Source organism: Niveispirillum sp. FG156 (assembly GCF_057809555.1).
The window spans coordinates 1-11,680 of sequence record NZ_JBMDKE010000076.1 but is presented as its reverse complement, the minus strand read 5'-3'; the positions used below and the strand labels follow the sequence as shown (position 1 = coordinate 11,680).

Here is an 11,680-nt window from a genome sequence, read left to right as displayed (position 1 = left end):
GCCGGGACCCAGCGTAGAGCGGCGTCCGCCGCGACATGAGTCATATCGGCGCTAAACGCGCCTCACGCTGGGTCCCGGCTTCCGCCGGGATGACGATAGGGGGTGCCTCCAGTCAACGTAAACCCGATCTAAACAGAGCCCCCCTCACCCGTACCGATGCGCCTTCAGCATGTCCATCAGCGCGTCATCCCATTCCGGTGGCGTGGGTTCCTGGCCGGTGATCCAGTTATAGAGGTCGGGGTCGGACATTTCCAACAGCACCTCGAACCGGTCGACCATCGCTTCGTCCATGGTGGCGATGTGCGTGCGCGCGAAGCTGCCCAGCAGCAGGTCCATTTCCTTGGTGCCGCGATGGTCGCTGCGGAAGATCAGGCGCTTGCGGCGGGGGGACAGGTCGGCGTCGGGAAGATCGATCATCATCTTGGTTCCGGTTTGATGCTGGGCTTTGATATAGAACCTGTGGGGCCGGCTGTCAGCCGTCCCCTGCCCCGTTCGTGTCAGATAGGGTCAGCCCTTGCGTCCCGCCATCCTGTTTCCCCTGTTCGCACCCGTGACCAGCCTGCCCGGCCTGGGCCCGCGCCTTGGCAAGCTGGCGGAAAAGCTGGCCGGCCCGCATGTGGTCGATCTGCTGTGGCATAAGCCCACGGGCGTGGTGGACCGTATCCAGGTGCCCAGCATCGCCGAAGCGCCCGACGGGCGGCATGTGGTGCTGACGGTGCGGGTGGATGGGCATGCCCCCTCGCTGTCGCCCAACCGCCCCTATCGCATCCGCTGCACCGACCATACGGGTGCCATGGATCTGGTCTATTTCCATATCAAGGGTGACTGGCTGGAGAACAAGCTGCCCGTGGGGACGAAGATCACCGTCTCCGGCAAGGCGGAGTATTATAACAATCACCTTCAGATCGCCCATCCCGACCATGCCGCCCCGGCGGATGAAGGCGCACCGCCGTCCGCGACGGAGCCCACCTATCCGCTGACCGGCGGGCTGAACCCCAAGCCGCTGCGCACCGCCATCCAGGCCGCATTGACCCGTGCGCCGGAGCTGCCGGAATGGCAGGACGCGGCCTGGCTGAAGGCGCGGGATTGGCCCGACTGGCATGGGGCCCTGACCCGCCTGCACAACCCGGTGGATGAGGCGGACATCAACCCGCTGGGGCCGGTGCGCCAACGGCTGGCCTTTGATGAGCTGCTGGCCAACCAGCTGGCCCTGGTACTGGTCCGCGCGCAGCAACGCAAATTGTCGGGACGGGTGACGAAGGGCGATGGGCGGCTGCGCGCCGCTGTGACGGCGGCCCTGCCCTACCGCCTGACGGGTGCGCAGGAACGGTCGCTGGCGGAGATTTTCGCCGATATGGAGGACCCGTCGCGCATGCTGCGCCTGTTGCAGGGCGATGTGGGCAGCGGCAAGACCATCGTCGCCCTGATGTGCATGCTGAACGCCGTGGAAACCGGCGCGCAGGCCGCCTTGATGGCACCGACCGAGATCCTGGCACGACAGCATGTCGAAACGCTTACCCCCCTGTGCGAAGCCGCCGGTGTTCGCCTTGCCGTCCTGACGGGGCGCGACAAGGGCAAGGCGCGGGCGGCACTGCTGGAACGGCTGGCGGCGGGGGAGATTGATATCCTGGTCGGTACCCACGCCCTGTTCCAGGAAGAGGTGGCCTTTGCCGATCTGGCGGTCGCCGTCATTGATGAACAGCATAAGTTCGGCGTGCATCAGCGCCTGCAACTGGCGGCCAAGGGGCGCGGCGTCGACACGCTGGTCATGACGGCCACGCCGATCCCCCGCACCCTGACCCTGACCGTCTATGGCGACATGGACGTATCGCGCCTGGATGAGAAGCCGCCGGGGCGGCAGCCCGTGAAAACGGTGGTCATGCATGCCGACCGGCTGGACGAGGTCGCGGGCGGCCTTGCCCGCGCCATCGCGTCGGGCCAGCGTATCTATTGGGTCTGCCCCCTGGTGGAGGAGAGTGAGCAGGTGGATCTGGCCGCCGCCACGCACCGCCATGCCACCCTGGTGGAACGGCTGGGCGACCGTGTCGGCCTGATCCATGGCAAGATGAAGGGGCCGGACAAGGACGCCGTCATGGCCGCCTTCGCGCAAGGGCGCCTGGACGTTCTGGTCGCCACGACCGTGATCGAGGTGGGCGTGAATGTGCCCGAGGCGACCATCATGGTGATCGAACATGCCGAGCGTTTCGGTCTGGCGCAGCTGCACCAGCTGCGTGGTCGCGTCGGGCGCGGCACGGGCGCCAGCACCTGCCTGCTGCTCTATTACCAGCCGCTGGGCGAGGTGGCGCGGCAGCGTCTGCAGGTGATGAAGGATACCGAGGATGGCTTCGTCATCGCGGAGAAGGACCTGGAACTGCGCGGTGCCGGCGAAATGCTGGGCACCAAACAGTCGGGCATCCCGGAATTCCGGCTGGCCGATGTCGCGGTCCATGGCGAATTGCTGGCCGTGGCCCGCGACGATGCCCGGTTGATCGTCAACCGCGACCCGGAACTGGAATCCGAACGCGGCAAAGCCCTGCGCACCCTGCTCTACCTGTTCGAGCGGGATGCGGCGGTCAAATATCTGCGGTCGGGGTAAGGACCTTAGAATCCAGCCGCCTGCTGTGTTGCCGTCCCTGGCTCGTTCTGCAAGCGGTCCAGTTGCGCGACGACGCGTTCGGACGCTTCCTCCACCAGGGCGATTTCCTTCATGGCCCCGTCCAGGTCGCCGGCATTGAACAGTTCGACGGCGCGGATGCCATGTTCATGCACCGACTTGTGCGGTGCTTCCAGGCCCGCGAAGGCCGGGTGCCCGCGAAGGGGCAGTGAGGCGGCGCCGTAGTACCATTTGCCCAGACGGCAGCCATCATGCCGGGCCAGTTCCTCGGCCTTCAGCGTCTGCAGGCCCACAACCATGTCGGCCAGCCGCTTCTTCCACATGATGTGGTCGACCTTGGCGATCTTCACGATCTTGTTGGGAATGTCCTGCTTCATCAGGTCGGACAGCTGCTTGCCCAGCAGCGACTCCACGCCCTTGGTGGCATCGACATTGCGCATGATGGCCTGGCTGTTGCGCGCGGCCCGGCTGGCAATGTCGGTCACGCCCTGGGCCACTTCCTGCGCCGCCGCCGTCTGCTGATGCAGGATGGCGGCGATTTCGGCCATGCGTTCGGTGGTGGTATCGACGCGGGTCGTCACATCATCGATCCGGGCCGAAACCTCGCGCATCTGGTCCTGGCCCGTGGCGACGGCGCGGGTGCCATCCTGCATCGACCCGACAATGGTGGCCATTTCCGCGCGCAGATGCGCCAGACGGGAACGAATATCCTCCGTCGCGCGACCTGTCTGGTTGGCCAGGCTTTTCACCTCTGACGCGACCACGGCAAAGCCCTTGCCTGCCTCGCCTGCGCGCGCCGCCTCAATTGTGGCGTTCAGGGCCAGGAGGTTGGTCTGGGCGGCAATCGCCTCGATGCTGGCCAGGATGTCCTGGATGCGGTCGGACGCTTCAGACAGTTCGGACACGCGCGCCGCGCTCTGCGCCACCGCATCGGCAATGGCATCCATGCCGCGCACGGCATAGGCAACCGCCTGACGCCCGCCCTCAGCCACGTCATGCGCCTCCGATGCCAGCCGGGCCACATCCTGGCTGCGGGCGGAGATTTCGTTGACGCCGGCAACAGTTTCTTCCGTCGCGGCGGCAATGGCCTGGGCCTGGCTGTCCACGGCCCGCAACTGCCCCACCATTTCTGCATTGGCAATAGAGGCATCATTGATGGCCGTGGCGACATCGACGGTGCGGTCCATCAGGCTGGCGATGAAGCCCGCCGTATCGGGTGCGGAGTGCCCGGCAACGGTCTTGACTGCGGCAACCGGTGACAGCAACACCGACAATGCATCGGCCAGAACCACGCCCAGTACCCGGACACCATCGACAGCCGCCGCCTGTTTCCAGCGGGAGGATGCGATCAGGGCCGCCGACAGATCGGCCTGGAAAGCCACAAAACCAGCCGCCAGCGCGGCAGGAGACTTGCCCGAAGCCCGGAAGGCGGCGGCCAGTTCCGCCTGTTTGTCTGCCAGCAGGCTGCCATCAATCAGGGAACGCAGGCCGGAAGCGGTCAATCCGTCGATATCCAGGCGGCGCTGCAAAGCATTTACGGCGCCATCCACAGCATTGCCAATACGTGCGAATACTGCACGGACTTCATCATTCCGCATCCCAACCAGTCCCCCCAAGAACATACGTATCTTTGTTGGCGACAGCTTGTATCAGGTTTGGCGACAACTGGAAATGCCACCTGAAATTTTGCGCAATGCGGAATGAAATGCTTCAGCGCAGCAAATCAAGGAACCGGACAGTGTGGGCCAGATCGGCGCGCTGCACCGCGCGGCGGTCGGCGGCTTCCCAATCCTCGCCCCATTTCTCGATCTGGTAATTCTCATCCAGCTGGGCCAGATCGAAGGCCTGTTCCGCATTGATATGGTGGTCGATCAGGGCCAGGGACACCAGCAGCGAACCCGTGATGCCGATGGTGTTCTGCAGCGCTGTCAGTTGCCATTCATCCAGCTGGTCCACGGCGGCGCGCAGGGCCTTCAGGGCACCTTCCGGCTGCGGCTTATGGATGATGCCGGTGGCAATCAGCAGGTGCGCGTCATAGCGGCGGGCGGCCCAATCCAGCAGCGGGTTCCACAAGGTCGCCTGCCGCTCCACAAGCTCCTCCGGCTCGTCCGCGCGGTAACAGACCAGTTCGCTTTCGCCATAGACGGCGGATGCTTCGGCCACAGCCTCCAGACGGCCGCGCACGCCATCGATGCTGGTACTGGCCAGCTGGGTCAGCGGCATGGTGGCGGGCTTCACCTCCTCCCCTTGCGCTGCCCATTCGGCGGCAATCGCCTCGGCCAGGGCCTGGGTCGGCACCACCAGCGGCAGCTTGGCAGGCGTGCGCACCGGCTTGCCATCCAGGGTCAGGGTGAAGCCACCCTCGGCGGCGATGGTTTCCACCTGCTTATAGAAGCGCTTCATGATCCTCAATCCTTGACCAACAGGCCCGTCACCGCACCGGGCAGGGCCGAATATTCATGCACCAGAAGGTCCGCACCCGCCGCCAGCAGTTCCGCCCCCTCGTGATAACCCCAGGACACGCCGATGGACCGGACGCGGGCATTGCGGGCCATCAGGATGTCAAAGCTGGTATCGCCGATGACGACCGTATCCGCCGCATCCACCCCGCTTTCGGCCAGGGCCGCGAACACCATGTCGGGACTGGGCTTGCCCGCCACCCGGTCGCTGGTCTGCAACGTAACGAAACGATGCGCCAAGCCATGATGGGCCAGCGTGGCATCCAGACCGCGCCGGCTTTTGCCCGTGGCGATGCCGAGAACGAACCCGGCCGCCTCCAGCGCGTCCAAGGCCTCGATCACCCCGTCGAACAGCGGTTCCGGGTGGGTGCCGGCCAGGCGGTTGCGGTAAAAGGCGGCCTTGTACGCCTCCGCTATCGCCTCATGCGCGTCGGCTGTCAGATCGGGCGACAGGGTGGCGACCGCCTGTACCAGCGGCAGGCCGACAACGCGACGCACATCGCGGGCCGGTGGCGGTACCAGACCATGGGCTGCAAACCCCGCCTCCATGGCGGCGACGATGGCATGCTGGCTGTCCACCAGGGTGCCGTCGCAATCGAACAGGGCAAGTCTCAGGGGCATAACATCTCAAGGCATCAGGTCGGGCCAGCCCCTTGCTACCCCGCACCACCGCCGCTGTCGAGTGGGGGCGCGGCATGCACGGCATGCCACAGGCATGAGCCAAAGGGATAGGTGATGATAGCTGTCCATCGGTATCAAACCCCGGATATAGATGGCACGATTAGGCTTTAACCGGGAATCATACGTTCGAATGCGGTTGTTCTACGCCTTGATGATTGTCCTTAGTTTCCTGCCCGCACCATTGGCGCGCGCTTCGGATGATTACGGCGTCATCTACAGCGGTCAGAAGGACGATCAGGTCTATAATTCGCTTGTCGTTGCCGCCACCGAACGGTTCGAGGCAGAAAGAGGCATCCGGTTTCGTCAGCGCGTGATCAACAGTGAACAGGACAGTGCCGAGGCCATCCGCGCCTTTGTGGATCGGGGCATAACTACGCTGCTGCTGGTCGGCTATGTCCATGACAAGGCCCTGGCCCATCTGGCGCCCATCTATCCGCACGCACGCTTTACCATCATCGATAGTGCCGTCACGGCGCCCAATGTCCGGTCCATCCGGTTCCGGGAGCAGGAGGCGGGGTTCCTGGCCGGCATGGCGGCGGGCTTTGCCAGCAAGTCGGCGAAGCTGGCCTTTATCGGTGCCGTCGCGACGCCACCGGTACAACGATTTGGATGCGGCTTTGTCCAGGGCGCGCGGGAAACGGGGCGTCCCCTCTCGGTGATCACCCGCTACATGACCAAGGATATGGAGGGGTTTCGCGACCGGCGTCTGGCCCGTGTCGTGGCAGAAGAACTGATCAATGAGGGGGCGGATATATTGTTCCCTGCCGCCGGCGTGGCCAGCCGCGATGCGCTGCTGACGGCGGCACAGGCGGGACAGATGGGCATCGGCGTGGATAGCGACCAGGAAACGCTGGCCCCTGGCCATATCGTCACCACCGCCCTGAAACGTGTCGATGTGGCCGTCTATGATGCGCTGCGTGATCTTGTGGACGGACACTGGTCAGCCGGCAGCCAGGAACTGGGTATTGCCGATGGTGGCGTTGACTGGGTGCGTCAGGGGGCTGACCGCTTTCTGACCCCTGGCCAGATACACGCCATCGAAAATGCCAAACAGCGCATCAGAACCGGCCACCTGACCGTGCGTCAGACCGACACTGTCTGCGAACAGCCGGAATTGCGGCTGGCGGCGCAGGACGCACCGCCAGCACATCACCTGCAATAGGGGTCAGTCCAGTGCCGCGAACGGGTCTTCCTTCAGATTGGCGCTGAACCCGAAATAGTCCCACGCGCCTTTCATATGGTCCGGCAACGGTGCGGTCACATCGACCGTGCCGCCGCGCGGATGCGGGATGATGATGCGGCGCGCATGCAGATGCATCTGCCGCTTCATGTCCGCCCCATCAATAAAGGCCTTCTGGCCTGCATATTTGCCATCACCCAGGATGGGCGTGCCGATGGCGTTCATATGCACGCGCAACTGATGCGTGCGGCCCGTGCGCGGCCACAGGGCCACGAAGGCCGCCTTGCGGTGGGCATGTTCCAGGACGGTGTAATAGGATTGCGCACGCTGGCCGTTGCGTTCATCGACCATCATCCGCTCGCCCCCCGCCGACATTTCCTTGGCGATGGACAGGTCGATGCGGCCCTGGTGCGGTTCCGGCACGCCGACCGTGATGGCCCAATAGATCTTGCGCGCATCGCGGCCCCGGAAACTTTCCGTCAGACGCGTGGCGGCAAAGGCATTACGGGCCAGGACCAGACAGCCGCTGGTATCCTTGTCCAGACGGTGAACCAGCTTGGGCCGACCGGGTGCGTCGAACTTCAACAGGTCCAGCATGGCATCCAGATGCTTGGCCTGCCCCGTCCCGCCCTGCACGGCCATGCCGGCGGGCTTGTCCAGCACGATGACATCGGCATCGCGATAAAGGACGCAGGCCCGCAGGGCCGCCACTTCCTTGTCGCTGAACAGCGGCTTGGCCGACTTTGCCGCCGTCTCCTGCCCCTCTGCCGGGGCGGGTGCCGCATCAGGCAGGGGCGGGATGCGCACGGACTGGCCCGCCATCAGGCGGGTATTGGCGTCGGCGCGCTTGCCATCCACCCGCACCTGTCCCGTGCGCAGCAGCTTTTGCAGCACGCCATGGCCCACCTGCGGGTAATGCCGCTTGAACCAGCGGTCCAGGCGGATATCGGCCTCATCCTCGGCCACCAGCTTTGTTTCGACGATCTTTGCGGGACCGCGCGCTTCACCGGCATCGCTCATGCCGTCACCATCCGTACCAGATAAAGCCCGGCGAACAACCCGCCGATGCCGACAATCAACGACGACAGCACATAGGCCGCCGCCAAACCAATATCCCCCCGTTCCAGCATGACCGCCACATCCAGGGAGAAGGTGGAAAAGGTCGTGAACCCGCCCAGAATGCCGACCGTCAGAAAGGCGCGAACCTCCGCCGGTGGCGACCAGGCCTGGGCCATCAGGGCGACCAGCAATCCCATGACGAAGGAACCGACGATATTCACCGTCAGCGTCGCCCAGGGAAAGCCCGTGCCGAACAGCCGACCGAACCACAGCCCTGTCAGATACCGCGCCACGGAGCCGAACGCACCACCGATTGCGACATAGAACACCATCTTCATGCGCCGACCCCGAATATCCAGCCCTCACGCCGGGCAATGTCGGGCGTCAGGCCGGCGGGGTTCCAGGCCGATGCCTTGCCCGCCAGCCGCGACAGCCCAGCCGCCGTGATGATGGCATCGCCGATGTGATCGTCAAACTGTTCTGGCAGCTCGGGCGATAGGGTACAGCCGAAATGCGCCACCGCCCCCTCCATCGCCGCCCGTCCCGTGATCTTGCGCACGCCCCCCAGCGCCTGCTTGCGGAACAGGGTGGGATAGATTTCCATCGCCACGCTTTGCCCCGGCCCCGGTTGTTCCACCGGCCAGATCGCGAGATTGTCACCCGTCAGGCCGCGCAACCGTTTCAGGGTGCGCATCCCGGCCAGCGACGCCTTGCCCACCTGCTTGGCCGCCGCCGCCAGCTTGAACAGCGACACGGGCGTGCCCGCCCCCGTCTCTGCCGCCACAACCTCCACCCGCCGCCGCTTGGTGGAGCCATCGCCCCAATGCGCGGGCGTGGGGCCGTTGATCCAGAAGCTGGGGAACAGGCGTGGGTCATGGACGGCGGCACCGGCGAAATCATCCTCCGCCCCGTCACTGGCCTGATCGATCAGGTCCCAAAGGGCGAACATGTCGGTCACATCCGGCACACGGCCATCCAGATAGCCGACACCATCGACCCAGGGCATGGCGAATCCGAAATCGAACCCGGCCAGGATGCGGCGGCCCGACGCGACCTGTTCCGCGATCCAGTCGGCCACCTCCTGCCGCCGCCAATGGCGGTCACGGGGCCAGACGGGGCGGACCATACCGGATTGATCACAGGCGGCCACGGCCACCGCGCGGGCCGGCTGTGCCCCTGTCCAGTCGATGCCCACGAAAAGATCGAATTCCATCCCTGCCCCGCATTGCCAATTGCCCCCCGCCCGTCGCATCATCGCGCACGATCAACGGGGAGTGTGTCCATGACCAGCATCTATGACTTCAGCGCCAAGACACTTGATGCCAAGGATGTGTCACTGGGTGACTGGCGCGGCAAGGTCATGCTGATCGTGAACACCGCGTCGAAATGCGGTTTCACCTATCAGTATGAGGGGCTGGAGGCGCTGCACCGCGATTATGCGGCGCGCGGTCTGGCGATCTTGGGCTTTCCCTGCAACCAGTTCGGCAAGCAGGAACCGGGCGACGCGGCGGAAATCGCCAATTTCTGCTCGCTCACCTATGACGTCACCTTCCCCATGTTCGCCAAGATCGACGTGAATGGCGACAATGCCCATCCGCTGTACAAATGGATCACCAAGGAAAAGCGCGGCTTCCTGGGCAGCAGCCGCATCAAATGGAACTTCACCAAGTTCCTGGTGGACCGGTCGGGCAAGGTGGTGGGCCGGTTCGGGCCGACGGTGAAGCCGGAAGCGCTGAAGGCAGCGATTGAGGGGTTGTTATAACCCCTCACCCCGCGATCAACTGCGCCTGCCGGATGGCGAAGCGGTCGGTCATGCCGGCGATGTAATCCATCAGCGACCGGGTCCAGCCGGCCCGGTCATAGGGGATTTGCCGGATGCCCGGTACGGTTTCCAGCAGTGAGGCGAAGCGGCGGGGCAGGTCGGCACCCGGCCCCGCCTTTTCCCGCGCCAGCAACGCCTCGGCATAAGCATCCAGCAGGGTGGTGACGGTACGGGCCGCGATGATGTCGGTTTCGCAGCGCTGATGCCCGCGATAGATCTGGGTGTAGGAGACGTCGGAGATGTCCTTCAGCGCGTCGGTGCGCGCGATCATCTTCAACAGCGGGCCGACCGGCTTGCCCTCCATGATGTCGGGCAGCTTGTCCAGAAAGGCGGCGGCCGCATCGGTGACCAGCCGGTCGATGGCGCGGGCGCGCAGATAGATCAGGCGGCGATCCTCATCCTCGATCCCCTCATACTCCGCCCGGTCCCAATCGATCAGCGGTTCCAGCAGTTCCTCCGCATCGGCGAAGGACAGCATGCGCATCTTCACCGCATCCTCGATATCCACGATGGAGTAACAGGCATCGTCCGCCGCCTCCACCAGATAGGCCAGCGGATGCCGGCACCACGCATCGCGGCCAATGGGGATCAGACCCAGCTCGTCCGCCACCTCTGCCATCAGGTCGGTCTCGCTGCCCAGGAAGCCATATTTGCGCTTATGCGGGCGTTCTTCGCCAGGACTGGCGGGGGCAGCCCAGGGATATTTGCCATAGGTGCCCAGCGTGGCCGCCGTCAGCTGCAAGCCACCCTGCGCGCGCCAACCCTGCAGGCGGGTCAGCACCCGGAACCCCTGGGCATTGCCTTCGAAGTTGGACAGTTCAGCGGCCTGCTGCCCATCCACACCCGACAGGATTTCGCGGCCCAGGGTAGTGCCCGCGAACCAATCGGAAATCACATCCTCCCCCGTATGGGCAAAACACGGCGTGCCCAGGTCGTGAGCCAGCGCGCCCGCACCCACCACGTCGCCGATATCGGCGGCGCTGGCCGACACGGCATCCTGGCCGTAGCGGGCGATGATCTCCGCCCCTGCCCAACTGCCCAACGACCGGCCAACCCGCGCCGCCTCCATCGAATGGGTCAGGCGGGAACGCACATAATCCGACCCGCCGATGCCATGCACCTGCTGCTTGTCCGACAGGCGCCGGAAGCTGGTGGAAAAGGTGATGCGGTCGATATCGATCTCAAACGCGCTGCGATAGGGCAGTTCCGGGGCCAAACCGTCCTTTGCCAGACGCTTGCGGGACAACAGGGACTGCCAACGCATCATCATGCTATCTCCAGCGCATGCCATGCCCACCTTTGACGGACACGCCTTCGCCGCTTACATAGGGTGTAAGCGTTTGTCCAGTCGTTAGCAGACAGGAACCATTCAATGACCATCACATCGGCCCGTACCGGCGACGCCGGCACCCCGCCGCCCGGCGCCAGGGCCATGACCCTGTCCGACAGTGCCGCCCGCCGCATCACCAAGCTGGCGATGCTGGAGGGCAATCCCGACCAGATGCTGCGCCTGACCGTCTCGGGTGGCGGCTGCTCCGGCTTTCAGTACGGCTTCTCCTTCGACACGGTCACCAACGAGGATGACCATGTGTTCGCCAAGGACGCAGCCAAGCTGGTGGTGGATGATGTCTCGCTCGACCTGCTGGCCGGTGCGGAGCTGGATTTCGTGGAAGACCTGATGGGCAGCTATTTCAAGGTCGTCAACCCCAACGCCGCGTCGTCCTGCGGCTGCGGCACGTCGTTTTCGGTTTAATGCCCGTCTGGTTTAACTTGAGGCGCACCCCACTTCGTCATCCCGGCGAAAGCCGGGACCCAGCAAGAGCAGCGATAGCTGCGACATGACTCATATCGGCGCTAACCGCGCC

General features: G+C 64.8%; 12 protein-coding genes. 4 read left to right on the top strand and 8 right to left on the bottom strand.

What is annotated here, in order from left to right; genetic code table 11:
• Positions 1–144: 144 nt before the first annotated feature.
• Entirely contained in the window at positions 145–420 is a 276-nt protein-coding gene (locus ACODSP_RS27820; RefSeq protein WP_488968756.1) for a succinate dehydrogenase assembly factor 2, read from the bottom strand.
• Between the two features lie 94 nt (positions 421–514).
• Here ACODSP_RS27820 and recG point away from each other — a divergent pair, with 94 nt between their 5' ends.
• Positions 515–2,596, top strand: coding sequence for an ATP-dependent DNA helicase RecG (recG, locus tag ACODSP_RS27815; protein WP_488968755.1), 2,082 nt, complete (start codon positions 515–517; stop codon positions 2,594–2,596).
• Between the two features lie 5 nt (positions 2,597–2,601).
• Here recG and ACODSP_RS27810 read toward each other — a convergent pair whose 3' ends face one another.
• From ACODSP_RS27810 to ACODSP_RS27800, 3 genes are all read right to left on the bottom strand, one after another.
• Positions 2,602–4,212 carry a methyl-accepting chemotaxis protein gene (locus tag ACODSP_RS27810; RefSeq protein WP_488968754.1) on the bottom strand — a complete coding sequence of 537 codons (1,611 nt, stop codon included), beginning with the start codon at positions 4,210–4,212 and terminating at the stop codon, positions 2,602–2,604.
• 112 nt (positions 4,213–4,324) lie between these two features.
• Positions 4,325–5,017, bottom strand: a complete 693-nt coding sequence (locus ACODSP_RS27805; protein ID WP_488968753.1) for an ATP12 family chaperone protein — start codon at positions 5,015–5,017, stop codon at positions 4,325–4,327.
• Positions 5,018–5,022: 5 nt separating this feature from the next.
• Positions 5,023–5,694, bottom strand: coding sequence for an HAD-IA family hydrolase (locus ACODSP_RS27800; RefSeq protein WP_488968752.1), 672 nt, complete (start codon positions 5,692–5,694; stop codon positions 5,023–5,025).
• 190 nt (positions 5,695–5,884) lie between these two features.
• Between ACODSP_RS27800 and ACODSP_RS27795 the strand changes: the two genes are divergently transcribed.
• The gene (locus tag ACODSP_RS27795; protein WP_488968751.1) at positions 5,885–6,916 is read left to right on the top strand and encodes a BMP family ABC transporter substrate-binding protein; all 1,032 of its coding nucleotides are present in this window, start codon (positions 5,885–5,887) and stop codon (positions 6,914–6,916) included.
• 3 nt (positions 6,917–6,919) lie between these two features.
• On the opposite strand, the gene ACODSP_RS27790 is transcribed toward ACODSP_RS27795, so the two are convergent.
• From ACODSP_RS27790 to ACODSP_RS27780, 3 genes are read right to left on the bottom strand one after another with little or no spacing between them, the layout of a single operon-like run.
• Positions 6,920–7,954 carry an RluA family pseudouridine synthase gene (locus tag ACODSP_RS27790; RefSeq protein ID WP_488968750.1) on the bottom strand — a complete coding sequence of 345 codons (1,035 nt, stop codon included), beginning with the start codon at positions 7,952–7,954 and terminating at the stop codon, positions 6,920–6,922.
• Positions 7,951–8,331 (bottom strand): fluoride efflux transporter CrcB, encoded by a 381-nt coding sequence (gene crcB, locus ACODSP_RS27785; RefSeq protein ID WP_488968749.1) that lies wholly within the window; start codon positions 8,329–8,331, stop codon positions 7,951–7,953. The genes ACODSP_RS27790 and crcB overlap by 4 nt, the downstream gene beginning before the upstream one ends.
• Entirely contained in the window at positions 8,328–9,206 is an 879-nt protein-coding gene (locus ACODSP_RS27780; RefSeq protein ID WP_488968748.1) for a hypothetical protein, read from the bottom strand. Before ACODSP_RS27780 ends, crcB begins: the two co-directional genes overlap by 4 nt.
• A 69-nt stretch (positions 9,207–9,275) precedes the next feature.
• Here ACODSP_RS27780 and ACODSP_RS27775 point away from each other — a divergent pair, with 69 nt between their 5' ends.
• Positions 9,276–9,755 carry a glutathione peroxidase gene (locus tag ACODSP_RS27775; protein ID WP_488968747.1) on the top strand — a complete coding sequence of 160 codons (480 nt, stop codon included), beginning with the start codon at positions 9,276–9,278 and terminating at the stop codon, positions 9,753–9,755.
• Between the two features lie 4 nt (positions 9,756–9,759).
• On the opposite strand, the gene dgt is transcribed toward ACODSP_RS27775, so the two are convergent.
• Positions 9,760–11,085 carry a dGTP triphosphohydrolase gene (gene dgt, locus ACODSP_RS27770; RefSeq protein WP_488968746.1) on the bottom strand — a complete coding sequence of 442 codons (1,326 nt, stop codon included), beginning with the start codon at positions 11,083–11,085 and terminating at the stop codon, positions 9,760–9,762.
• Positions 11,086–11,187: 102 nt separating this feature from the next.
• Here dgt and erpA point away from each other — a divergent pair, with 102 nt between their 5' ends.
• Positions 11,188–11,568: an iron-sulfur cluster insertion protein ErpA gene (gene erpA / locus ACODSP_RS27765; RefSeq protein WP_488968745.1), complete on the top strand. Its 381-nt coding sequence runs from the start codon at positions 11,188–11,190 to the stop codon at positions 11,566–11,568.
• The last annotated feature ends 112 nt before the right edge of the window (positions 11,569–11,680 follow it).